The 22,762-nt window shown below is 73.6% G+C and carries 27 protein-coding genes; 17 read left to right on the plus strand and 10 right to left on the minus strand.

What is annotated here, in order from left to right; translation table 11 throughout:
* Window positions 1-88 precede the first annotated feature (88 nt).
* The 3 genes from moaA to FHL80_RS20930 all read left to right on the plus strand — a co-directional run bounded on the left by moaA (window position 89) and on the right by FHL80_RS20930 (window position 1,676).
* The gene (gene moaA / locus FHL80_RS20920; protein WP_216870928.1) at window positions 89-1,147 is read left to right on the plus strand and encodes a GTP 3',8-cyclase MoaA; all 1,059 of its coding nucleotides are present in this window, start codon (window positions 89-91) and stop codon (window positions 1,145-1,147) included.
* Window positions 1,148-1,152: 5 nt separating this feature from the next.
* The gene (locus FHL80_RS20925) at window positions 1,153-1,392 is read left to right on the plus strand and encodes a MoaD/ThiS family protein (RefSeq protein ID WP_138735281.1); all 240 of its coding nucleotides are present in this window, start codon (window positions 1,153-1,155) and stop codon (window positions 1,390-1,392) included.
* Window positions 1,393-1,481: 89 nt separating this feature from the next.
* On the plus strand, window positions 1,482-1,676 hold the full coding sequence (locus tag FHL80_RS20930; RefSeq protein ID WP_138735282.1) for a hypothetical protein: 195 nt from the start codon (window positions 1,482-1,484) through the stop codon (window positions 1,674-1,676).
* Window positions 1,677-1,691: 15 nt separating this feature from the next.
* Here the strand turns inward: FHL80_RS20930 and FHL80_RS20935 are convergent, their stop codons facing one another.
* From FHL80_RS20935 to FHL80_RS20965, 7 genes are all read right to left on the minus strand, one after another.
* Window positions 1,692-2,111 (minus strand): molybdenum cofactor biosynthesis protein MoaE, encoded by a 420-nt coding sequence (locus tag FHL80_RS20935; RefSeq protein ID WP_138735283.1) that lies wholly within the window; start codon window positions 2,109-2,111, stop codon window positions 1,692-1,694.
* A 39-nt stretch (window positions 2,112-2,150) separates the two neighbouring features.
* On the minus strand, window positions 2,151-2,726 hold the full coding sequence (locus FHL80_RS20940; protein WP_138735284.1) for a nucleotidyltransferase family protein: 576 nt from the start codon (window positions 2,724-2,726) through the stop codon (window positions 2,151-2,153).
* 12 nt (window positions 2,727-2,738) lie between these two features.
* Window positions 2,739-3,785, minus strand: a complete 1,047-nt coding sequence (locus FHL80_RS20945; RefSeq protein ID WP_138735285.1) for an ABC transporter ATP-binding protein — start codon at window positions 3,783-3,785, stop codon at window positions 2,739-2,741.
* Entirely contained in the window at window positions 3,782-4,597 is an 816-nt protein-coding gene (locus FHL80_RS20950; protein ID WP_138735286.1) for an ABC transporter permease, read from the minus strand. The genes FHL80_RS20945 and FHL80_RS20950 overlap by 4 nt, the downstream gene beginning before the upstream one ends.
* Entirely contained in the window at window positions 4,594-5,391 is a 798-nt protein-coding gene (modA, locus tag FHL80_RS20955) for a molybdate ABC transporter substrate-binding protein (protein WP_138735287.1), read from the minus strand. Before modA ends, FHL80_RS20950 begins: the two co-directional genes overlap by 4 nt.
* 95 nt (window positions 5,392-5,486) lie before the next feature.
* Window positions 5,487-5,960, minus strand: a complete 474-nt coding sequence (locus tag FHL80_RS20960) for an extracellular solute-binding protein (RefSeq protein ID WP_138735288.1) — start codon at window positions 5,958-5,960, stop codon at window positions 5,487-5,489.
* Entirely contained in the window at window positions 5,957-6,349 is a 393-nt protein-coding gene (locus FHL80_RS20965) for a TOBE domain-containing protein (protein WP_014743386.1), read from the minus strand. The genes FHL80_RS20960 and FHL80_RS20965 overlap by 4 nt, the downstream gene beginning before the upstream one ends.
* 96 nt (window positions 6,350-6,445) lie before the next feature.
* On the opposite strand from FHL80_RS20965, the gene FHL80_RS20970 reads away from it, so the two are divergent.
* The 4 genes from FHL80_RS20970 to FHL80_RS20985 all read left to right on the plus strand — a co-directional run bounded on the left by FHL80_RS20970 (window position 6,446) and on the right by FHL80_RS20985 (window position 11,885).
* Window positions 6,446-8,170, plus strand: a complete 1,725-nt coding sequence (locus FHL80_RS20970) for a RecQ family ATP-dependent DNA helicase (protein ID WP_246078847.1) — start codon at window positions 6,446-6,448, stop codon at window positions 8,168-8,170.
* Window positions 8,171-8,324: 154 nt separating this feature from the next.
* Window positions 8,325-9,974 carry a carbamoyltransferase family protein gene (locus FHL80_RS20975; RefSeq protein WP_138735289.1) on the plus strand — a complete coding sequence of 550 codons (1,650 nt, stop codon included), beginning with the start codon at window positions 8,325-8,327 and terminating at the stop codon, window positions 9,972-9,974.
* Window positions 9,975-10,087: 113 nt separating this feature from the next.
* On the plus strand, window positions 10,088-10,570 hold the full coding sequence (locus FHL80_RS20980) for a DUF4383 domain-containing protein (RefSeq protein ID WP_138735290.1): 483 nt from the start codon (window positions 10,088-10,090) through the stop codon (window positions 10,568-10,570).
* A 103-nt stretch (window positions 10,571-10,673) separates the two neighbouring features.
* Window positions 10,674-11,885 carry an acyl-CoA dehydrogenase family protein gene (locus FHL80_RS20985; protein ID WP_138735291.1) on the plus strand — a complete coding sequence of 404 codons (1,212 nt, stop codon included), beginning with the start codon at window positions 10,674-10,676 and terminating at the stop codon, window positions 11,883-11,885.
* Window positions 11,886-11,934: 49 nt separating this feature from the next.
* Here the strand turns inward: FHL80_RS20985 and FHL80_RS20990 are convergent, their stop codons facing one another.
* The 3 genes from FHL80_RS20990 to FHL80_RS21000 all read right to left on the minus strand — a co-directional run bounded on the left by FHL80_RS20990 (window position 11,935) and on the right by FHL80_RS21000 (window position 12,909).
* Complete coding sequence (locus FHL80_RS20990; RefSeq protein WP_138735292.1) at window positions 11,935-12,135, minus strand: hypothetical protein; 201 nt, start codon at window positions 12,133-12,135, stop codon at window positions 11,935-11,937.
* Window positions 12,136-12,205: 70 nt separating this feature from the next.
* Entirely contained in the window at window positions 12,206-12,415 is a 210-nt protein-coding gene (locus tag FHL80_RS20995; RefSeq protein ID WP_138735293.1) for a hypothetical protein, read from the minus strand.
* Between the two features lie 74 nt (window positions 12,416-12,489).
* Window positions 12,490-12,909 carry a hypothetical protein gene (locus FHL80_RS21000; RefSeq protein ID WP_138735294.1) on the minus strand — a complete coding sequence of 140 codons (420 nt, stop codon included), beginning with the start codon at window positions 12,907-12,909 and terminating at the stop codon, window positions 12,490-12,492.
* A 202-nt stretch (window positions 12,910-13,111) separates the two neighbouring features.
* Here FHL80_RS21000 and FHL80_RS21005 point away from each other — a divergent pair, with 202 nt between their 5' ends.
* The 10 genes from FHL80_RS21005 to FHL80_RS21050 all read left to right on the plus strand — a co-directional run bounded on the left by FHL80_RS21005 (window position 13,112) and on the right by FHL80_RS21050 (window position 22,664).
* The gene (locus FHL80_RS21005) at window positions 13,112-13,399 is read left to right on the plus strand and encodes an ArsR/SmtB family transcription factor (RefSeq protein WP_138735295.1); all 288 of its coding nucleotides are present in this window, start codon (window positions 13,112-13,114) and stop codon (window positions 13,397-13,399) included.
* The gene (locus FHL80_RS21010; protein WP_138735296.1) at window positions 13,396-13,779 is read left to right on the plus strand and encodes a VOC family protein; all 384 of its coding nucleotides are present in this window, start codon (window positions 13,396-13,398) and stop codon (window positions 13,777-13,779) included. The genes FHL80_RS21005 and FHL80_RS21010 overlap by 4 nt, the downstream gene beginning before the upstream one ends.
* A gap of 188 nt (window positions 13,780-13,967) precedes the next feature.
* Window positions 13,968-14,756 carry a DeoR/GlpR family DNA-binding transcription regulator gene (locus tag FHL80_RS21015; RefSeq protein WP_138735297.1) on the plus strand — a complete coding sequence of 263 codons (789 nt, stop codon included), beginning with the start codon at window positions 13,968-13,970 and terminating at the stop codon, window positions 14,754-14,756.
* Window positions 14,753-16,255: a rhamnulokinase gene (locus FHL80_RS21020; protein WP_216870929.1), complete on the plus strand. Its 1,503-nt coding sequence runs from the start codon at window positions 14,753-14,755 to the stop codon at window positions 16,253-16,255. Before FHL80_RS21015 ends, FHL80_RS21020 begins: the two co-directional genes overlap by 4 nt.
* Before the next feature lie 86 nt (window positions 16,256-16,341).
* Complete coding sequence (locus tag FHL80_RS21025; RefSeq protein ID WP_138735298.1) at window positions 16,342-17,394, plus strand: autoinducer 2 ABC transporter substrate-binding protein; 1,053 nt, start codon at window positions 16,342-16,344, stop codon at window positions 17,392-17,394.
* 64 nt (window positions 17,395-17,458) lie between these two features.
* Window positions 17,459-19,030 carry a sugar ABC transporter ATP-binding protein gene (locus FHL80_RS21030; RefSeq protein ID WP_138735299.1) on the plus strand — a complete coding sequence of 524 codons (1,572 nt, stop codon included), beginning with the start codon at window positions 17,459-17,461 and terminating at the stop codon, window positions 19,028-19,030.
* Window positions 19,027-20,064 carry an ABC transporter permease gene (locus FHL80_RS21035; RefSeq protein WP_138735300.1) on the plus strand — a complete coding sequence of 346 codons (1,038 nt, stop codon included), beginning with the start codon at window positions 19,027-19,029 and terminating at the stop codon, window positions 20,062-20,064. The genes FHL80_RS21030 and FHL80_RS21035 overlap by 4 nt, the downstream gene beginning before the upstream one ends.
* Complete coding sequence (locus FHL80_RS21040; protein WP_138735301.1) at window positions 20,061-21,170, plus strand: ABC transporter permease; 1,110 nt, start codon at window positions 20,061-20,063, stop codon at window positions 21,168-21,170. The genes FHL80_RS21035 and FHL80_RS21040 overlap by 4 nt, the downstream gene beginning before the upstream one ends.
* A complete protein-coding gene (locus tag FHL80_RS21045; protein WP_138735302.1) occupies window positions 21,167-21,946 on the plus strand; it encodes a class II aldolase/adducin family protein in 780 nt (259 codons plus the stop codon). The genes FHL80_RS21040 and FHL80_RS21045 overlap by 4 nt, the downstream gene beginning before the upstream one ends.
* Before the next feature lie 10 nt (window positions 21,947-21,956).
* Window positions 21,957-22,664 (plus strand): HAD family hydrolase, encoded by a 708-nt coding sequence (locus FHL80_RS21050; protein WP_138735303.1) that lies wholly within the window; start codon window positions 21,957-21,959, stop codon window positions 22,662-22,664.
* Window positions 22,665-22,762 lie beyond the last annotated feature (98 nt).

Consider the following 22,762-nt stretch of genomic DNA (forward strand, 5'->3'; position numbering starts at 1 on the left):
CCGCCTCATGTCCGCATCCGCGGAGCAGCGATCGGACCCGTCGACGCAACCAGCGGCGCAGCCCGTCCGGACGACTAGATTCGGTCCGGTGACGACCCCCAGCCCCCTGCCCGACCCGCGGATCCGCCCGCAGGTGGACGCGGGCCGCCCCGGCTCCGGTGGCCTGGTCGACCGGCACGGCCGGGTCGCGACCGACCTCCGCGTGTCGCTGACCGACCGCTGCAACCTCCGCTGCACGTACTGCATGCCGCCCGAGGGGCTGCAGTGGCTGCCCAAGGTCGAGCAGCTCACCGACGAGGAGGTCGTCCGGCTGGTCCGGATCGGCGTCGAACACCTGGGCATCCGCGAGGTCCGGTTCACCGGCGGCGAGCCGCTGCTGCGGCCGGGCCTGCCCGGCATCGTGGCCGCCACCACCGCCCTGCTGCCCCGGCCGGAGGTGTCGCTGACCACCAACGCGGTCGGGCTCTCCCGGATGGCGCCCGCGCTCGCCGCGGCCGGGCTGGACCGGATCAACGTCAGCCTGGACACGCTGGACCGCGACCGGTTCAAGCAGCTCACGTACCGGGACCGGCTGCCCGACGTGCTCGCCGGGCTCAAGGCGGCGAAGGACGCCGGGCTGACCCCGGTGAAGATCAACACGGTGCTGCTGCGCGGCATCAACGAGGACGACGCCGTCCCGCTGCTCGAGTACTGCCTCGAGCACGGCTACGAGCTGCGCTTCATCGAGCAGATGCCGCTGGACGCCCACCACGCCTGGACCCGCGGGGAGATGGTCACCGCGGAGGACATCCTGGCCCGGCTGACCGCCGCGCACACCCTCGTGCCCGACGTCGAGGAGCGCGGGGCCGCCCCCGCCGAGCGCTGGCTGGTCGACGGCACCGGGCTGACCGTCGGGGTGATCGCCTCGGTGACCCGGTCGTTCTGCGGCGCCTGCGACCGGACCCGGATCACCGCCGACGGCCAGGTCCGCAACTGCCTGTTCGCCCGTGAGGAGTCCGACCTGCGCACCGCGCTGCGCGAGGGTGCCGACGACCAGGAGATCGCCGACCGCTGGCGGATCGCCACGCTGTCGAAGCTGCCCGGCCACGGCATCGACGACCCCAGCTTCCTGCAGCCGAGCCGCCCGATGTCCGCGATCGGCGGCTGAGCCCGGTGGTCACGGTGCGGTACTTCGCCGGGGCTCGCGCAGCCGTCGGTGTGGACACCGAGACCCGGGACGCGGGCAGCCTGCAGGAGCTGGTCGGTCAGATCGTCGACGCCCACGGGGAGCGGCTGGAACGGGTGCTCACGGCGTGCTCGTTCCTGGTCGACGGAACCAGCACCCGCGACCGCGCGTTGGTGCTGGCGCCGGGGGCGGTCGTCGATGTGCTGCCCCCCTTCGCCGGAGGCTGACAGCTCCGGGAGCATCGCAGCGAGGAACGAGCGAGGAGCGGACCGGGGCGCGGAAGCCGACCTGTGCCACGGCGGATGAGGAGAGTCCGATGAGCCTGTTCGACAAGGCGAAGGCCAAGGCCGAGGAGCTGCTCGGTCATGCCGAGGAGCTGTACGGCCAGACGCACGGCGACGCCGCGGCGACGCTCGACGGGGAGGCCCGCCGGCTGGAGGCCGAGGCCGAGGAGGAGCAGGCCGAGGGCACGTCCCGCCGCGACGACGACGGGCTGGCCGGCGCCCGCTGACCTCCGACCGTCAGGTCAGGGGCAGGCGACCCACTCCTCCTCGCCGTCGGTGAACACCTGGCGCTTCCAGATCGGCAGCCGGGCCTTCACCTCGTCGACGAGCTCGGCGCAGGCGGTGAACGCCTGCCCGCGGTGCGCCGCGCTCACCGCGCAGGCCAGGGCGACGTCCCCGATGGCGAGCAGCCCCACCCGGTGCGACACGGCGACCGACCGGACGTCGGGGCGGGCAGCGAACTCCGCCGCGATCTCGGCGATCAGCTCAGGCGCGGTGGGGTGCCCGACGTACTCCAGCTCGGTGACCGACCGGCCACCGTCGTGGTCGCGGACCACGCCGGCGAAGGAGACGACGGCGCCCGCCGCCTTGTCGGCGACGGCCGCCTCGTGCTCCGCGACCGACAACGGCTCCTCGGTGACCCGGGCCAGGAGAGTGTCCACGGCGCGAAGGTACTTGGTGGCCGGGCTCGGGTGGGCGGCTCAGGCCAGGGGCGGGACGTCGAGGTCGGTGGGGTCGGCCAGGCCGGTGCAGTCGACCTCGAGGACGTCGCGCGCCGCCAGGTAGCGGCGCGCGCCCTCGTCGCCGGTCGCGGTCTCCGCCACCCCGGCCCAGTGCTCCCGGCCGAGCAGCACCGGGTGCCCGCGGACGCCGTCGTAGCTCGCCACCGCCAGCGCGTCGGGGGCCGCGTGCCCGGCCATCCGGGCCAGCGCAGCCGGGGTCATCCCCGGCATGTCCACCAGCTGCACCAGCGCGGCGTCGACCCGACCGGGCCAGCCGCGCAGCCCGTCCAGGCCGGTGCGCAGGCTGGAGGCCATCCCGCTCGCCCAGTCGGTGTTCACCAGGACGGTCGCGCCGGACAGGTCGGCGGTGCGCCAGACGTCGACCGCCTGCGCGCCGAGGACGACCAGCACCGGGTCGCAGACCGCGGCCGCCGTCCGGACCGCGCGCTCGACCAGCAGGCTGCCCTCGTACTCGACCAGCGCCTTCGGCATGCCGTAGCGCCGTCCCCCGCCGGCGGCCAGCACCAGCCCGGCCACGGGCGCCTCCGACGTCATGCCCCCACTCTGTCAGCGGTCGTAGACGGCAATCTCGGAGGCCTTGACCGACGCCCACACGGCGACGCCGGGGGCCAGGCCGAGCTCGGCGAAGGACGTCGCGGTGACGTCGGCGGTCAGCGGCACCTCGCCGTCCAGGTCGCAGCGCACCACCGAGCCGTGCGGGGTCGCCGCCACCAGCCGCAGCGGCCAGACGTTGCGCGGGCTGCCCGCCGGCCGCTCCAGGTACAGCGCCACCGACTCCGGCCGGATCGCGGCGAACACCGGCCCGGCGGCGTCCTCCGCGACCGCCACCAGCCCGCCGCCGTCCAGGGCGACCTGCGCCCCGGCTCCGGTGCCCGGCAGCAGCACCAGCCCGACCAGCCGGGCCACGTAGTCGGTGCGCGGCCGGCGGGCGATCTCCGCCGGGGTGCCGGCCTGCACCACCCGGCCGTCCTCGACCACCACCACCCGGTCGGCCAGCGCCATCGCGTCGATCGGGTCGTGGGTGACCAGCACGGCGCTGCCGGCGTAGTCGCTGAGGTGCCGGTGCAGCTCGGCCCGCACGGCGAGCCGGGTGCGGGCGTCGAGCGCGGACAGCGGCTCGTCCAGCAGCAGCACCCGCGGGTCGCCGACCAGCGCCCGGGCCAGCGCCGCGCGCTGCGCCTGCCCACCGGACAGCTCGCCCGGACGGCGGTCGCCCAGGTCCGCCAGCCCCACCCGGTCCAGCCACGGCTCGGCCGTCGCCCGGGCCGTGGCCTTGCGCATCCCCCGCGACCGCAGCCCGAAGGCGACGTTCTCGGTGATCGACAGGTGCGGGAAGAGCAGGTGGTCCTGGAACACCATGCCCAGCGAGCGCTGGTGCGCCGGCACGTGCCGGTCGGCGGAGTCCCAGACGTCCTGGTCCACGACCACCCGGCCGGCGTCCGCGGGGAGCAACCCGGCCAGCACCCGCAGGACGGTGGACTTCCCCGCGCCGTTCGGGCCGAGGACGGCCAGCACCTCGCCGTCCCCGACCGAGAACTCGACGTCCACCCCCAACGACCCTCGCTGGACGACGACGTGCGCGTCGAGGGTCACGCCGCGACGCCCTGACCCGGGCCGCGGCCGAGCCAGCGGTCGCGGAGCAGCAGCAGGGTCCCCAGGGAGACCGCCAGCAGGACCAGCGACAGGACGATCGCCGCCTCGGGGTCCCGCTGCAGTGCCAGGTAGACCGCGAGCGGCATGGTCTGCGTGGTGCCGGGGAAGTTGCCGGCGAAGGTGATCGTCGCCCCGAACTCGCCCAGGGCCCGGGCCCAGCAGAGCACCGCGCCCGCCGCGATCCCCGGGGCCACCAGCGGCAGGGTGACCCGGCGGAACGTCGTCCACCGGTCGGCGCCGAGGGTGGCGGCGGCGTCCTCGAACCGCGCGTCGGCCGCCCGGAGCGCACCCTCCACGCTGATCACCAGGAACGGCATCGCCACGAACGTCTCGGCGATCACCACGGCCGCCGTGGTGAACGGGACGGTCACCCCGAGGTGCTCGTACAGCGGACGGCCGAGGATCCCGGTGCGGCCGATCACCAGGAACAGCGCCACACCCCCGACCACCGGCGGCAGCACCAGCGGGACCGTCACCAGCGCGCGCAGCACCGACCTGCCGCGGATGCGGGAGCGGGCGAGCACCCAGGCCAGCGGGACGCCGAGCAGCAGCGACACCCCGGTGGCCAGCGTCGCCGACAGCAGCGACAGCCGCAGTGCCTGGCCGACCTCCTGCTGCGCCAGCTGCGGCCCGATCGTCGACCACGGCGCCCGGACCACCAGCCCGGCCAGCGGCAGCACCAGGAAGGCGACCGCCAGCGCCGCCGGGACCAGCAGGGGCAGCGGGACGCCGCCGTTCCCCCGGGCCCTCACGGCGCGCGGAACCCCGCGTCCGTCAGCGCCCGCTGCCCGGCATCGGACCGCACCAGGTCGACGAACGCCCGCGCGGCCTCCGGGTTCGGGGCGGCCTCGAGCACGCAGATCGGGTAGTCGTTGACCTCCTGCTCGGCCTCCGGGAACGGGATGCCCTCGACGTCGTCCCCGGCCGCCTGCACGTCGGTGGCGTAGACCAGCGCCGCGTCGACCTCGCCGAGCTGCACCTTGGTGAGCGCGGCCTTGACGTCCTCCTCCTCGGTGTCGGGCTGCGCGGTGACGCCGGCGTCGGCGAACACGGCGGCCGCCGCTGCACCGCACGGGACGTCGGCGGCGCAGACGGCCACCGTCAGGTCGGGGTCGGCGAAGTCGGCGAGCCCGGTGACCCCGCCCGGGTTGCCCTTCGGCACCGCGATCTCCAGCGCGTTCCGGGTGAAGACGGCGGGGTCGGCGGCCTGCAGGTCGGCGTCGGTGACCACGGCCATCTGCTCCTCGTTGGCCGCGGCGAAGACGTCGGCCGGGGCGCCCTGGGTCAGCTGGGTGGCCAGCGCCGAGCTGCCGGCGAAGTTCAACTGGACCTCGAGACCGGGGTTCCCGGTCATCAGCTGGTCGCCGAGGTCGCCGAAGACGTCGGTCAGCGAGGCGGCGGCGAACACCGTCAGCGTGCCGCTCAGGTCGCCGGCGGACGAGGAGGACGACGTCCCGGCTGCGGTGCCCGACGCGGGACCACCGCAGGCGGTCAGGCCCAGCACCCCGACGACGGCCAGCGCGAACAGGGCTCGGGTCTTCCGCACAGGTCCTCCTCGGACGCCGGACCGACCAGGAGCGGACCGCGCATGCGGGACTGTAGCCAGACATCGTCCGCACTTGCGGACTCCCTGCGCCTCCCTCAGGGAAGGGAGAAGCCGGCCGCCGTCAGGGCCTGCTGCCCGGCGTCGGACACCACCAGCTCGACGAAGGCCAGCGCACCGTCGGGGTTGGGCGCGTCGGTGAGCGTGCAGATCGGGTAGCCGACGAGGTCCCCCGCCTGCTGCTCGGTGGCGAACAGGGTCGGCGCCCGCGACACGATGCCGTTGTCCGTGACGACGTCCATCGGGTCGGTGCCGGCGGCGGCGAAGACGTCGGCCGGGGCGCCGTCGGTCAGCCGCTCGGCCAGGTCGGCGCTGGCGCCGAAGTCGAACTGCACGTCCAGCCCGGGGTGGTCGCCCTCCAGCTGCTGCCCGAGCTGGGTGAAGACGTCGGTGAGCGACGTGTCCGCGAGGACGGTGACCGTGCCGGTGACCTCCTCGGCCCCGTCGTCCGCCCCGCAGCCGGCGAGCGCGAGGACGGCGATGACGGCGATGACGAGGGCCAGCCTCCTCACGGCACGTCGACGCTGACCTGGGTGGCCTTGACGGTCGCGACGGCCCGCACGCCGACCTCCAGGCCGAGCTCGTCGGCGGCCTCGCGGGACATCAGCGAGACCAGCCGGAACGGGCCCGCCTGGATCTCCACCTGCGCCATCACGGTGTCCCGGACGACGCGGGTGACGATGCCGGTCAGCCGGTTGCGGGCGGACGACGACCGGGTGGTGCCCGGCTGCGGCGCCGGGTGCAGCTCGGTGGCGACCCGGGCGAGGTCGGCGCCGTCGACCTGTGCCGGACCGGACTCACGGGTGGCCGACAACCGGTCGCTGTCGATCCAGCGGCGGACGGTGTCGTCGCTCACGCCGAGCAGCGCGGCTGCCTCGGCGATCCGGTAGGAGGTGGGCACGAGCGCACGGTAGTCCGCCGCGGCGCGCCGCCCGCCGGGGCGACCGGTGGTGCGCAACCTGGTTTGTCGACGGCGGAGCGCGGGCAGACGGCGTCGGTGACTGCGACCGCCGAGCGTCCCGCCGACCCCGCGACCAAGGCCGGTGGCTCGGCCTCCGTGCGCACCCGCCGGATCCGGGAGACCGCCCGCGACGTCCTGGGGTTCACCGAGTTCCGGCCCGGCCAGGAGGACGCCATGAAGGCCGCGGTGGCCGGCCGGGACACCCTCGCCGTGCTGCCCTCCGGCGCCGGCAAGTCCGCCGTCTACACCGTCGCCGCGCTGCTGCTCGACGGCCCGGTCGTGATCGTCTCGCCGCTCATCGCCCTGCAGCGGGACCAGGTGCAGCGCCTGGAGGAGCTCGGCGAGGCAGCCGTCGGCCGGGCCGCGGTGCTCAACTCCGGCCTGTCCGCGCTCGAACACCAGGCGGTGCTCGACGGCATGCGGGACGGAACGGTCCGCTTCTGCTTCCTCGCCCCCGAGCAGCTGGCCAAGCCCGAGGTGGTCGAGGCCATCCGGACGGCCGCGCCGGCGCTGTTCGTCGTCGACGAGGCGCACTGCGTCTCCGCCTGGGGGCACGACTTCCGCCCCGACTACCTGCGGCTCGGCGGCGTCGTGCAGCAGCTCGGGCACCCGACGGTGCTCGCCCTCACCGCCACCGCGGCTCCCCCCGTGCGTGCCGAGATCCTCGAGCGGCTGGAGATGGCCGACCCGGCGGTCGTGGTCGCCGGCTTCGACCGCCCGGAGATCCACCTGGAGGTCGAGCACCACGCCGACGCGCACGGCAAGCACACCGCCGTCCTGGACCGGGTCACCGAGCTGAGCCAGCGGGGCACCGGGATCCTCTACAGCGCGACCCGCCGGGGCACCGAGGAGTTCGCCGAGGCGCTCACCGACCGGGGGCTCCGCGCCGCGGCGTACCACGCGGGGCTGAAGAAGAGCGACCGCGAGGAGGTGCAGCGGCAGTTCATGGACGACGAGCTGGACGTCGTCGTCGCCACCACCGCCTTCGGCATGGGCATCGACAAGCCGGAGACCCGCTTCGTCGTCCACGCCGAGCCGGCGGACTCCATCGACAGCTACTACCAGGAGATCGGCCGAGCCGGGCGGGACGGCGAGCCCGCGGTCGCGGTCCTGGTCTACCGCCAGGAGGACCTCGGCATCCGGAAGTTCTTCGCCGCCGGCGCGCCGGCCGAGGAGGAGCTGCAGGAGGTCGCCGGCCTGGTGCAGGCCGGCGTCGCGGCCGGCCTGGACGGCGTGGACGTGACCGAGCTCCGCGAGGAGACCGGCCTCGCCGCCACCCCGCTGGTGCGCGACCTCAACCTGCTCGAGCAGGCCGGCGCCGTCGTCCTGGACGACCAGGGCACGGCGTCCCCGGCGCCAGACGCCCCCGCCCCCGGTGAGGCCGCCGAGGCCGCCCGCGAGCTGGCCGAGAACCACGTCCGGGTCGACGAGAGCCGGATCGAGATGATGCGCGGCTACGCCGACACCACCGGCTGCCGGCGGCAGTTCCTGCTCGGCTACTTCGGGGAGCAGCTCGACGAGCCGTGCGGCAACTGCGACACCTGCCACTCCGGGTCGGCGTACGAGCACGCCGACCCGGTCGTCGACGGCGACCACCCGTTCCCGCTCGACACCGCCGTCGAGCACACCGAGTGGGGCCCCGGCGTGGTCATGCGGCACGAGGAGGACCGGATCGTCGTCCTCTTCGAGGAGGTCGGCTACAAGACGCTCGGGCTGCAGGCCGTGCTGGACCGCCACCTGCTCAGCGAGCGCGCCGGGTAGGCCCGCGCTCCCGGCGGTGCAGCAGCGCTCCGTCGGCGGTGACCGCGACCAGCAGCTGACCCCGGCCCAGGAGTTCGTCCTGCGGCATCCCTCCTGCCGAGTGATGATCTAGGTCTGACCGGGCGGCCAGCGCCCGGCTGATTGGAGCGCGCACGTGAAGGTGCTGGGCATCAACGCCATCTACCACGACCCGTCGGCCGCCCTGGTGGTCGACGGCAGGGTCGTGGCCGCCGCCGAGGAGGAGCGCTTCAGCCGCCGCAAGCACGGCAAGCGCCCGCTGCCCTGGAGCGCCTGGGAGCTGCCCGAGCTGTCCGCGGCCTGGTGCCTGGCGGAGGCCGGCATCCGGCCCGAGGAGCTCGACGCGGTCGCCTACTCCTTCGACCCGGCGCTGATGGGCACCCCGGAGGACTCCGGCCTCTTCGACGACGGCGACGTCATGCGCAAGAGGTACGCCGAGATGGCGCCGGACTTCCTCGCCCACGCGCTGCCCGGGCTCGACCCGGCGAAGGTCCGCTTCGTCAAGCACCACGTCGCGCACGCGGCCTCGGCCGGGCTAGCCGCGCCGCAGCGGGACAACTCGGTGCTCGTGCTCGACGGCCGCGGCGAGGCGCACAGCCACCTGGCCGGCCGCTACGTCGACGGGCACCTGGAGGTGCTCGCCGGCCAGGCGCTGCCCCACTCGCTCGGCCTGATGTACGAGGACCTCACCGACCACCTGGGCTTCCTGCGCAGCTCCGACGAGTTCAAGGTCATGGCGATGGCCTCCTACGGCAAGCCGCGCTTCGTCGGCGAGCTGTCGGGGCTGATCCGCGCCACCGGCGACGGCGGCTTCCGGACCGAGGAGATCGACTACACCGAGTTCGCCCCCCGGCTGGGCAAGGGCGACGCGTGGACCGAGGACCACGCCGACCTCGCCGCCAGCGTGCAGCAGCGCCTGGAGGAGGTGCTCATCGACCTGGCCCGCTGGGTGCACGAGCAGACCGGCGACAGGGTGCTCACCCTGGCCGGAGGCACCGCGCTGAACTGCGTGGCCAACACCCGCATCCTCGCCGAGAGCCCGTTCGAGCAGGTGTGGGTGCAGCCGGCCGCCGGCGACTCCGGGACGGCGCTCGGCGCTGCCCTGCACGTGGCCCGCGAGCTCGGCGAGGACACCCAGCCGATGCCCGGCGCGGCGCTGGGCCGGGGGTGGAGCGACGAGGAGATCGAGCAGGTGCTGATCACCGCCGCGATCGACTACGAGCGCCCGGACGACGTCGCCGACGCCGTCGCCGAGGTGCTGGCCGACAACGGCATCGTCGCCTGGTTCCAGGGCCGCAGCGAGTACGGCCCCCGCGCGCTGGGCCACCGCTCGCTGATGGCCCACCCCGGGTTCGAGGCCAACCTCGAACGGATGAACGACGTGAAGGGCCGCGAGCAGTTCCGCCCGGTGGCACCGATGGTGCTGTTGGAGAAGGCGCCGGAGATCTTCAGCCGAGGTCCGATCCCCTCGCCGTACATGCTCTTCGTGCACGACGTGGCCCCGGAGTGGCGCGACCGCATCCCCACCGTCACCCACGTCGACGGGACGGCGCGGATCCAGACGATCGACCCGGACACCCAGCCTCTCGTCCACCGGATGATCGCCGCGTTCGAGCGTCGCACCGGGCTGCCCGTGGTGGTCAACACCAGCCTGAACACCGCCGGCCGGCCGATGGTCGACGACCCCCGCGACGCGCTGGAGTGCTTCGGCTCGGCGCCGGTGGACCTGCTGGCCATCGGCCCGTTCGTCGTCCGCCGTCCGAAGGCGACCCCCCGGCCGGCCTGACAGGTCACGGTTCGTCACTCGTTCGGGTGCCCCCCGTTCCGGAACCGGAGCGCGGGGGTACCCAGACGAAGCCCGTCAAGAAGATGGCGGGCGCGACGCACTGGAGAGACCCCATGTCCACAGCAGACCTCCCCGGCTCCGGCTCGCGGGGCATGACCTGGCCGCAGCAGCTGGCCCTGGCCTTCGGCGTGATCTACACGCTGATCGGCATCATCGGCTTCTTCATCACCGGCTTCGGTGACTTCTTCGGCAACGCGAACGGGATGCCGATGGAGCACGACGAGACCCTGCTCGGGTTCATGATCAACCCGATGCACAACGTGGTGCACATCCTGATCGGCGTCGTCGGCATCGCCCTGTCGCGGACGCTCAAGGGGGCCCGCACCTACGGTTGGCTGCTCGCGGTCGGCTACGGCGCGGCGTTCGTCTACGGCCTCATCGCGATCGACAAGGACTGGGACTTCCTGAACCTGAACTGGGCGGACAACGTCCTGCACCTGGTCACGGCGCTGGTCGGCCTGGTCATCGCGCTGGGCAAGGTGCACACCGTCGACACCGCGCGGGGCGCCGACCACTCGCTGCGCACCAACCGCTGATCCCTGCACCACCCCGACCGCCCCGGACGCCGCAGGTGTCCGGGGCGGTCGTGCGCGCGCACCCCGGTGCGCCCTGCGTCACGTCCGGCGCTAACGTCCCGGCATGGACTTCACCCTCTCCGCCAAGGCCGAGGACGTCAGTGGCCGGATGTGGGACTTCATGCGGGACCAGGTGTTCCCCGCTGAGCCCGTCTACGAGCAGTGGCGCGCCGCGCGCGGCCACGACGACCACGCCCACCCGCCCGTCCTGGAAGAGCTCAAGACCGAGGCCCGCAAGCGCGGCCTGTGGAACCTCTTCCACCACGAGCTCGGCGGGATGACGAACCTCGAGTACGCCTCGATCGCCGAGATCATGGGCTGGTCGCCGACGATCGCGCCGGAGGTGACCAACTGCGGGGCGCCGGACACCGGCAACATGGAGACCCTGATGCTCTTCGGCACCCAGGAGCAGCAGGACCGCTGGCTGAACCCCCTGCTCGAGGGCGAGATCCGGTCCGGGTTCGCCATGACCGAGCCGGACGTCGCGTCCTCGGACGCCCGCAACATCCAGACCTCGATCGTGCGCGACGGCGACGAGTACGTGATCAACGGCCGCAAGTGGTGGATCACCGGCAGCGCCGACGAGCGGTGCCAGATCTTCATCGTGATGGGCAAGACCGACCCCGACGGTCCGCCGCACCGTCAGCAGTCGATGGTCCTGGTGCCCCGGGACACCCCCGGCTTCGAGATCATCCGCCACCTGCCGGTCTTCGGGTACCAGGACCAGCACGGGCACTCCGAGCTCCGGTTCACCGACGTCCGGGTCCCGGTGACCAACATCCTCTCCGGCGAGGGCGACGGCTTCATGATCGCCCAGGCCCGGCTGGGGCCCGGCCGCATCCACCACTGCATGCGCGCGATCGGCATGGCCGAGCGGGCGCTGGCCCTGATGGTCGAGCGGGTCAAGTCCCGGGTCGCCTTCGGCCGGCCGCTCGCCGAGCAGGGCACGGTGCGCGAGCTGATCGCCCGCTCGCGGATCGAGATCGACCAGGTCCGGCTCTACGTGCTGCAGACCGCCGACCTGATCGACCGGTACGGCGCGAAGGGCGCCCGCACCGAGATCTCGGCGATCAAGGTCGCCGCGCCGCGGGTGGCCTGCGACGTGATCGACCGCGCGATCGAGGTGCACGGCGGCGCCGGGGTCAGCAACGACACCGTGCTGGCCCGCTTCTACGCCAGCGCCCGCACGCTGCGGATCGTCGACGGCCCGGACGCGGTGCACATCCGTGGCGTCGCCAAGGAGGAACTGGCCCGCGAGCGCCCCTACGCGGGCTGACGGCTGGGTGGAGTCCCAGCGCTCGCTTGCTGCAGCGCTGGGACCCCGCTCAGGGCGTGAGGGTGCTGCCGAAGGCGCCGCCGGCCAGCTTGGCCATCAGCTGGGTCGGGTCCAGCCCGACCGCGGTGAGTGCGTCGGCGTCCCGGTCGGTGTCGATCTGCTCCGGCAGCTGCGCCGCGACCTTCTCGGCCTGGTCGTTGTCGCCCTCGGTGTGCAGCAGCTGCACCAGCTTCGCGCGGTCGATGTGCACGGCTCCTCCTGATCTCGGTGTGCTGGCGGTCACACTGCCGCGTCTGCCGCAGCCGCGCCAGCCCTGCGGCTCAGCGCGGCGACGACCGCCGCACCAGGAACCCGCCGATGCCGGCGAGCACCAGGGCGAGGACGAGCTGGCCGATGCCCACGCCGCTGCGGTCGCTGCTGAACCAGGTGACCGAGGAGAGCAGCAGGACGACGGCGACGCCCAGCACGAGCAGGCCGACCAGCCGCTCGCGGCGCGCGGGTGGGCTGCTGCTGCGGTCGGGTGCGGTCATGCCCCGACCCTACGGCCGCCGGGTGTGCGCTGGTCGTCGTCGGTCCGGCGACGACCAGCGCACTCCGGACGGGCTCAGCCCTCCGCGTCGTCGTCGTCCGGGGCGCCGTGACCGTGGCCACCGCCGGAGTCGGTGCCGGTCACCGTGAGGTCCTCCCCCACCTGGACGATCAGGTGATCGCCGTCCGCGGTGACCACGTGCGACTCGTAGACCCCGTCGGAGTCGGTCTCGGTGCGCTCGATCGTCGCGCCGGGGTACTGCGCCAGCACGGCGGCCTCGACCTCTGTCTTGGTGTCCCCGGTCAGCAGCTGCTCGTCGGAACGCTGCGGCTGGGACGGGTCGACGGCCGACTCGCTGCTCGTGCTGTCCGTCGCCGTGGTGCCCTCGGCCGCGTTCGCGCTCAGCGTGCCGGCCAGGATGCCACCGGCCACCACACCTGCGGCCACCAGCCCGGCGCCGCCGGTCCAACGCTGCCATCGCCTCGTGCTGTCCATCGATCTCTCCTCCTCGTCTCCGCCACCTCGCGGACGGCTGCCGACGACTCTGGCGACGGCTGCTGCGCCTGCGCACTGCCGCCGCTGTGCGCCACCTGTGGGTCCGGGCGCCACGACGGGTGGGCCGACTCCTCGGACCGTGCTGTCGCCGAGGAGGCGCAGACCCTTGTCAGGCAAGCCAACACTTGCCTATCGTCGCGGTGTGGGCGACGTGTTCAAGGCCCTCGCCGACCCGACCCGGCGGCTGGTGCTCGACGAGCTGCAGGACCGGGACGGCCAGACGTTGTTCGAGCTCTGCGCCCGGCTGGTCAGCCGGCACGGGGTGGGCTCGAGCCGGCAGGCGGTCTCCCAGCACCTCGACGTGCTGGCGGCAGCCGGCCTGGTCGTCCGGCGACGCGAGGGCCGGTACACGTTCCTGCACCTGGACACCGCCCCCCTGCGGGCCATCGCGGACCGCTGGCCCACCCGTCCCCCGGAGGAGACCCCGTGAAGATCGCCCTGACCAGCGTCCTCGTCGACGACCAGGAGAAGGCACTGCGGTTCTACACCGACGTGCTGGGCTTCCGGCCCAAGCACGACGTCCCGATGGGCGAGCACCGCTGGCTCACCGTGGTCTCCCCCGAGGCGCCGGAGGGCGTGGAGCTGCTGCTGGAGCCCGACGGCCACCCGGCGGTGCGGCCGTTCAAGGAGGCGCTGGTCGCCGACGGCATCCCGTTCACCTCCTTCGCGGTCGACGACGTGCACGCCGAGCACGCCCGGCTGGTCGCGGCCGGGGTCACCTTCACCCAGGCACCGCTGACCATGGGCCCGGTCACCACCGCCGTCCTCGACGACACCTGCGGCAACCTGATCCAGCTCGCCAGCTCGTGACCCGACGGCGGCCGCCGGACCCCGCCGGCCGCCGTTCGAAAGCTGTGACCCCCGTTACGAAAGCGTCTGGCTTTCGCCCGCCTGTGCACCGTTGACGTGCCGGTTTCGCAGGGTTTACGTTCCCGCTCCACGAGTCCACCGGGGGGCTCGGGCCCGTCACCGCGGACGGGGAGTGCGAGGGGGTCGTCTTGCCGTCCTACGACGAGCACGCCCGCTCCGAGCTCATCCTCTCCGCGCTCGGCGCGAACGGCCGGGTGCAGGTCAACGAGCTGGCCCAGCGCCTCGAGGTCTCCGCCGTCACCATCCGCAAGGACCTCGACGCCCTCGAGCAGCGGTCGGCGCTCCGCCGGGTCCGCGGCGGCGCCGTGACCACCCCGGTGCTGGACGAGGGCTCCTTCGAGACCCGGCTGACGGCCCACCGTGCGGAGAAGCGGGCCATCGCCCGGGCGGCCGCCCCGCTGGTCCGGGACGGCGACGTCATCGCCCTGGACTCCTCCAGCTCCTGCCACTACCTGGCCCGGGAACTCGTGGACCGCCGGTCCCTCGTGGTGATCACCAACGGCATGCCGACCGCGACGCTGTTCTCCGAGCGGTCCGACGCGACGGTGCTCGTCCCGGGCGGCGTCGTCCGCCGGTCGGCCCGGTCCGTGGTCGGGGTGTTCGGGGACGTGCTCGCCGGACGCGGCTCCATCGACAAGCTCTTCATCGGCGCGCACGCCGTCTCCGCCGAGCGCGGCCTGCTGGAGATGGCCCTGGAGGAGGCGCAGGCCAAGCAGTACCTCGCCGCGCACTGCCGCCAGCTCTACGGCCTCGCCGACTCCAGCAAGTTCGGCAGCTTCTCGCTGCACACCGCGGCCCCCACCGCGGACATCACCGCGGTCTACACCGACACCGGCGCCGATCCCGCGCTGGTCGCCCAGCTGGAGGCCGACGGGCTGCCGGTGCACCGGGTGCGCGTGACCGAGGCGGACCGGTGACCCGGGCCGTGCGCACCGTCGCCGCGGTCGACCTCGGCGCCGAGAGCGGCCGGGTCGTGCGCGCCACCTTCGACGGCGAGCGGCTGCACGCCGCCGAGGTGAGCCGGTTCGCCCACCTGCCGCGACCGGTCGACGGCATCCTCCGCTGGGACCTGGCCGGCCTGACCCGGGACATCACCGCGGGTCTGGGCGCACTCGGCGGGGACGACCCCGTCGCATCGGTCGGCGTCGACTCCTGGGGCGTGGACTACGGCCTGCTGCGGGCCGACGGCACGCTGCTGGACGCCCCCACCTGCTACCGGGACCCGCGCCAGCTGACCGCGCTCGACGAGGCGCTGGCCACGGTGGGCCGGGACCGCCTCTACCGGTCCACCGGCACCCAGATCAACGAGATCAACACCGTCTTCGCACTGCTCTCCGACGCGCGCACGACCCGCCGGCTGGACGACGCGGCGACCCTGCTGATGCTGCCCGACGTCTTCCACCACCTGCTGTCCGGCTCCCGGGCCACGGAGTTCACCGCCGCCTCCACCTCCGGGCTCTACGACATGGTCGGGCAGCGCTGGGCGGTCGAGCTGGCCGAGGAGCTGGGCATCCCGGCGCGGGTGCTGCCGGAGGTCGTGCCGCCGGGCACCGACCTGGGCCCGGTCGTCGGCGCACTCGGGAAGGGCCCGCTGGCCGGCGCCCGGGTGGTGGCGCCCGCCGGCCACGACACCGCGAGCGCGGTCGTCGCCACACCGTTCACCGCACCCGGCGCGCTGTTCATCTCCTCGGGCACCTGGTCGCTGGTCGGCGTCGAGGCCCCGCACGCCGTCGTCACACCGGAGTCCGAGGCCGCCAACCTCACCAACGAGGGCGGCTACGCCGGCACCACCCGGCTGCTGCGCAACGTCATGGGCCTGTGGATCCTGCAGGAGTGCCGCCGGGCGTGGGCCCGGCAGGGGCTGGAGCTGGGCTACGCCGAGCTCGTCGAGCTGGCCGCGCAGGAGCCGGAGCTGAGCTGCGTGGTCAACCCCAACGCCCCGGAGTTCCTGGCCCCCGGCGACATGCCGGCCCGGGTGCAGGCCTACTGCGACCGCACCGGTGCGCCGGTGCCGGAGACCCCGGGCGCGGTCGCGCGCTGCGTCGTCGACAGCCTCGCCCTCTCCTACCGCACCACGGTCGAGGACATCGCCGCGGTCACCGGCACGCCGCCGCCGGCCGTGCACATCACCGGCGGCGGGGCCCGCAACCAGCTGCTGGCCCAGGCCACCGCGGACGCGACCGGCCTGCCGGTGCACTGCGGCCCGGTGGAGGCGACCGCGCTGGGCAACGCCGCGGTCCAGCTGGTGGCCCTCGGTGAGCTGGCCGACGTGGCCGAGGTCCGCGCCGTCGTGGCGCGGACCACCGAGATCCGCACTTGCTCCCCGCGCCCGGACGCGCGTTGGGAGGAGGCCGCAGCCCGGCTGCGGCAGATGACTCTGGACGACGACCGACGGCGGGGGCTCCTCCCCGGCTGACGACCGACCGACGTCCCGAGCACTCCACCGGCTCGCCGAGCTGGTGACACCGCGGGGAACAAACCCCACTCCGATGAGGTGGTCCGATGAGGAAGACACGAACGAAGATCGCTGCCGGGCTCGGCCTGGCCCTGGCGCTGACCGTCACCGCGTGTGGTGAGGGCAGCGGCGGCTCGGCCTCGAGCGGGGACAGCGGCGGCAGCGGCGCCAGCGGCAGCGGGGGTGGTGGCGACTACACCGTCGCGTTCGTCCCGAAGCTGCAGGGGATCCCGTACTTCGAGGCGATGAACAGCGGCGGCAAGGCCGCCTGCGAGGAGATCGGCTGCACCTGGCTGTACCAGGGCCCGGTCGAGGCCGACCCGGCCGCGCAGGCCGACATCGTCCGCTCCTACATCCAGCAGGGCGTCGACTCGCTGATCGTGGCGCCGAACGACCCCGACTCGATGGCCCCCCTGCTCAAGCAGGCCGCCGACGCCGGGATCAAGGTCGCCACCGCCGACACCGACGCGCCGAACTCGGTGCGCGAGGTCTTCGTCAGCCAGGCCTCGACCGAGGGCATCGGCCAGGCGCTGACCGACGCGCTGCTGACCGCGATGGGCGGCAAGGGCAAGTACGCCATCGTCTCCTGCGGCCAGACCGCGCAGAACCTGAACTCGTGGATCGACGTCCAGAAGGCCTACACCGCCCAGAAGTACCCGGACGCCGAGATCGTCGACATCGTCTACGCCGGTGAGGACCAGGCGGCGGCCACCCAGATGGCGACGGACCTGATGAACGCCCACCCGGACCTCACCGGCCTGGTCGGCGAGTGCACCTCGTCGGCTCCTGGTGTGGCGCAGGCCATCCGTGACGCCGGCAAGATCGCCAAGGTCTTCTCGGTCGGCCTGGGCACCCCGCAGTCGATGGCGCCCTACCTGTCCGACGGCTCCTCGAGCGCCAGCATCCTGTGGGACGTCGAGAACCTGGGCTACCTGACCGCGTGGACCGGCGTCCAGCTGGCCGACGGCAAGGAGCTGCAGGCCACCAACGACGTCAGCGACAAGATCACCGGGGTGACCTTCGACCCCAGCAGCAAGGTCCTCCTGCTCGGTCCGCCGCTGACCATCACCAAGGACAACGCCGGGGACTACGACTACTGATCCCCACCCCCGGGGAGGGCCGGTGCTCCCGGCCCTCCCCGGGACCGTCCGGAGCGAGGAGACGATGAGCGACACCACAACGACCGGGTCGGCCGACGCCGCACCGGTCCCGTCCAACACCTCCGGAGCCGGCGCGGAGCGCCTGTCGGTGACCGGGGTGTCCAAGCGCTACGGCGCCGTGCGGGCCATCCGCAACGCCGACATGACCGTCCGCGCCGGGACGGTCCACGCCCTGGTCGGGGAGAACGGCGCCGGCAAGTCCACGCTGATCAAGATCCTCTCCGGGGCGGCGACCGCCGACACCGGTGCGATCACCTTCGACGGCCGGCCGGTGACGATCTCCAGCACCGCCGACGCCATCGCGCTGGGCATCGCCACCGTCTACCAGGAGCCGCAGCTCTTCCCCGACCTGACCGTCGCCGAGAACGTCTTCACCGGGCGCGAGATCAAGCGCCACGGCCGGGTCGACTGGTCGGCGCAGAACGCCCGGGTCGTCGAGCTCCTCGAGCTCATCGGCCTGCCGGCCCGCTACGCCACCGTCCCGGTCAGCGAGCTGTCCATCGCCGAGCAGCAGCAGGTCTCGATCGCCAAGGCGCTGGTCGGCAACGCCGAGGTGCTGATCCTCGACGAGCCCTCCGCCATCCTCACCGACACCGAGATCGAGGTGCTGTTCGGCGTCGTCCGCCGGCTGGCCTCCTCCGGGGTCGCGATCATCTACATCTCCCACCGGCTCGACGAGCTGTTCGTCATCGCCAACGAGGTCACGGTGATGCGCGACGGCCAGACGCTGGGCACCTGGCCGATCGGCGAGCTCTCCGTCCGCCGCGTCGTCGAGCTGATGGTCGGCGGCATCCTCGAGGACAACCCGGTCGAGCGGACCATCCCCGACGCCGCCCCCCGGCTGGTGCTCGAGGGGCTGGCCTCCGCCGGCGAGTACACCGACGTCGACGTCGCGATCCGGCCCGGCGAGATCGTCACGCTCTACGGCCTGATCGGCTCGGGGGCCGCGGAGATCGCCGAGACGGTCTACGGCATGCGCCGGGCCACCGCGGGCCGGATGCTGCTGGACGGCACGCCGGTCTCCCCCGGCTCGCCCCGGGAGGCCAAGAAGCTGGGCATCGCCCTGCTGCCGGCCAACCGCAAGCTGCAGGGCCTGTTCAGCTTCCAGTCCATCGCCTTCAACATCTCCGCCGGGCACCTCCCGCTGCTGTCCCGGCTGGGCACCTGGATGGACCGCGGCCGCGAGCGCCAGGTGGCCCGCGACTTCATCCAGCGGCTGGCGGTCAAGACCCCGCACGAGCGGCAGCCGGTCTCGGCCATGTCCGGCGGCAACGCGCAGAAGGTCGTGCTCGCCCGCCAGCTGGTCGAGCGGCCGCAGGTCCTGGTCCTCGCCGAGCCGACGCAGGGTGTGGACGTCGGCGCCAAGGAGGAGATCCACAAGATCATCCGCCAGCTCGCCGACGAGGGCACCGCCGTCCTGATCGTCACCTCCGACCTGCCCGAGGCGATCCGCGTCTCCGACCGGCTGCAGGTGGTGCGGGCCGGCACGACGACGGTCGAGTTCGGCCCCGGCGCGACCCAGTCCGATGTCCTCGCCGCAGCCGCCGGCGCGGTCGACCAGGAGGAGGCGGCATGAGCTCATCGACCCTGACCCCCGCCGGCGGCGCCCCCGCCGGCGAGGGCGAGCACACCGCGCAGGCGCGCGGTCGCGTGCTGCCGTTCCCGATCACCGGCCAGGAGATCGTGCTGATCGTGGTCATCGTGGCGCTGTGGATCGCCCTCTGGCTGGGCACCCCGGCGTTCCTGACCGGCGGCTCCATCGTGCCGCTGCTGGTCGCGATGGCGCCGGTCGCCCTCATCGGCATCGGGATGACGGTCATCATCATCACCGGCGGCATCGACGTGTCCGTGGCCAGCATGGTCATGGTCTGCGCGGTCGTCGTCGCCAAGGCGATGGTCGACTCCGGCATCTCGCTGCCGGTGGCGGTGCTGCTGTCGATGGTGCTGGGCGGCGTCCTCGGGCTGGTCAACGGCGTGCTCATCGCCTACGGGCGGGTGCACGCGATCATCATCACCTTCGGCACCGCGAACCTGTTCAAGTTCGTCGGGCTGCGGGTCTTCGGCGGCTCCACGGTCAACGGCATCCCCGACACCCTCGACGTGTTCGGCCGCGGCGCCGCCGGGCGCACGCTCGGCATCCCGCACAGCTTCCTGCTGATGCTCGTGATCGCTGCCCTGGCCTGGTACTACCTGCGGCACACCCCGAGCGGCCGGCACCTGTACGCCATCGGTGGCGACGCCGACGCGGCCCGGCTGGCCGGGGTCAAGGTGCAGCGGCGGGTGCTGTCGGCCTACGTGCTCACCGGCCTGCTGACCGGGCTGGCCGCCTGCTTCGTGATCGCGCAGGGCACCTCCACCCTCGCCCCCAACGTGGGCGCCGGGATGGAGCTGTCCGCGATCGCGGCGGTGGTCATCGGCGGCACCTCCATCATGGGCGGGCGCGGGTCGGTCCTCGGGACCGTGCTCGGCGCCCTCCTGGTCCAGACGGTCGCCTCGGGGGTGACCCAGCTGGGCTGGCGCTCCCAGCTGGCCAGCCTCTTCATCGGCATCTTCATCCTGATCGCCGTCGGAGCCGACCTGCTCCGCCAGCGCGCGAGGAGGACGGCATGAGCACCGCGGTCTCCCCTGCCCCTGCGCAGGCCCCCCAGCCCGAGGACGGCTCAGCGCAGTCCCGGTCCCGGCTGGGCCAGCTGCCGGCCGCCCTGCTGCGGGCGCTGCTGACCCAGCGGATCGTGCTGCTGCTGGTGCTGCTGCTCGTCATCGTCGTGACGATGACGACGCTGAGCAGCAACAACTACCTGACGGCGCCCTACGACCTGTCCTACATGTCCTCGGCGCTGATCAGCGCCGTCCCGCTGGTCATGCTGGGCCTGGCCGAGCTGCTGGTCATCACGTCCGGACGGGGCGGCATCGACCTGTCGGTCGGCGCGATCGTCTCGCTGACCAGCATGGTGTTCGGCTTCGCCTACGGGGAGTGGGGCTGGCCGCTGTGGCCGGCGATCCTGCTGGCTGCCGTCTTCGGCGGGCTCTGCGGCGCGGTCAACGGCTTCCTGATCGCCTACGTCGGCTACCCGGCGCTGATCACCACGCTGGCGACCTACTACGCGTTCTCCTCGATCGCGATCGTCATCAACGACCAGCAGCCGATCAGCACCGCGCCGATCCAGGAGTTCTTCTCCACCGCGCGCTCGATCGAGGTGCCGGTCGGTGACGGCCTGCCGATCCCGCTGGGCACCCTGACGTTCCTCGTCCCGGTCGCGATCGTGGTCTGGGTGCTGCTCAACCGCACCACGTTCGGCCGCCGGCTCTACGGCATCGGCACCAACGACGTGGCGGCCCAGTGGGCCGGCATCGACGTGCGGCGCACCCGGTTCTCCGCCTACGTGCTCGCCGGGGTCATCTCCGGCCTGGTCGCGGTGGTCACCGTCGCGCAGTTCGCCTCGGCCCGCCCGGACGCCGGGGTCACCGGCACCGGCATGGCGCTGCCGGCGATCACCATCGCGGTGCTCGGCGGGGTCGCCATCACCGGCGGCATCGGCCGGGTCGCGGGCGTCGTGCTGGCCACGCTGCTGGTCGTGTGGCTCAACGCCGGCATCCTGCTGGCCGTGCCGGGCAACGCCGGCTCGCAGTACCAGCTGCTCGCGCTGGGCGTCGTCCTGGTGTTCGCCGCGCTGCTCAACGGGCTGACCAACCGGAAGTACGGGCGGACCGGGTGACCGCGGTCTGGGACCCGTCCCTGGTCAGCGCCGAGCTGCTCGCGCTCACCCGCTCGCTGGGCGAGCAGGAGCGGGGGCTGGTCATCCTGGCCGAGGGCAACACCTCGCAGCGGCTGCTCGACGGCCGGGTGGTCGTGAAGGCGTCCGGGTCGAGCATGCGCACGGCGACCGCGGAGGACTTCGTGGTCGTCGACGTGGACCCGCTGGTGGAGCTGATGCGCTCCCCCACCGCCACCCAGGCCGACCTGACCGCGGCGCTGGACGCCGGGGAGCACGACGGCCGGCGCCGGCGGGCCTCCATCGAGACCCTGGTGCACGTGGCCGCGCAGGCGCTGGCCCCCACGGCCTTCGTCGGGCACACCCACCCGACGGCGGTCGTCGGGCTGCTGGCCAGCGTGCACGGGTCGACGGCGTGGGACCGGCACGTCTACTCCGACGAGGCGGTCGTCATCGGCCGGCCGCTGTACGTGCCCTACGCGACGCCCGGCATCGACCTGGGCCGGGTCTACCTGCGGGCGCTCGAGGAGCACGTGGCCGCCCACGGCGAGCTGCCCACCCTGGTGCTGCTGGGCAACCACGGCATCGTGGTCAACGCCCCCGGCCCCGCCGGGGTGCACGCGGCGTCGGAGATGGCGGTGAAGGGCGCGCAGGTGCGGGTGGCCGCGTACTCGGTGGGCGGTGTGGTGCCGCTGGACACCGCGTCGGTGGAGAAGTTCTTCGCCCGGGACGACGTGATCGAGCGCCGCGCCCGCCTGGGCGGGGGCAGCCCGGCATGACCGCTCCCTCGTGACGCTGCCCGACGAGCTGCGGGCGGTGTTCCTCGACGTCGGCGGGCCCGTCTACGACGACGGCAACTTCGTCGCAGCCGTCGTGCGCGCGCTGGACGACCTGCGCGCCGAGCAGGGCCGGGGGCCGGTCGACCGGGCCGCGGTGCACCAGGTGTACGACGCCGTCCGCGCCCGGCAGGGCGGCTCGCTGCGCACCGCGCTGGCCACCGAGCTGCTCGGCGACCCCGGGCTGCGCGGCCCGCTGCACGAGCGGACCCGCCGGTACTGGACCCACCCGCCGGGCACCCTGTACCCCGACGTGCTGCCGCTGCTGCGCGCCCTGTCGGGGCGGGTGGTCGTCGGGGTGCTCGCGAACCAGGAGGCGCCGGTCGTCGACGCGCTGACCCGGGACGGCGTGGCCCCGTTCGTCGACGTGTGGGGCATCTCGGCGCTGGTCGGCCACGAGAAGCCCAGCCCCGAGCTGTTCACCTGGTGCCTGGAGCGGGCCGGCTGCTCGGCCGGCCAGGCCGTGCACGTGGGGAACCGGCTGGACACCGACGTGCGCCCGGCCGCGGCGCTCGGCCTGGGCACCGTGTGGGTGCTGCGCGGCGAGGCGCCGGACTCCCCCACGCCGGAGCAGCTCGCCGAGCCCGACCTGGCCGTGCCCGACCTGACCGGCCTGGCCGACCTGCTGCTCCCGCGGGTCGCCGGCGGGCCGGGCGCGTGACCGCCGACGGCGAGCTGGCCCTCGGCGTCGACCTCGCCACCGCCGCCGTCCGGGTGCTCGCCGTGGACGTCGCCACCGGTGCGGTCGCCGCCTCGGCC

Source organism: Modestobacter excelsi, assembly GCF_005930495.1.
GTDB classification, from domain to species: domain Bacteria; phylum Actinomycetota; class Actinomycetes; order Mycobacteriales; family Geodermatophilaceae; genus Modestobacter; species Modestobacter excelsi.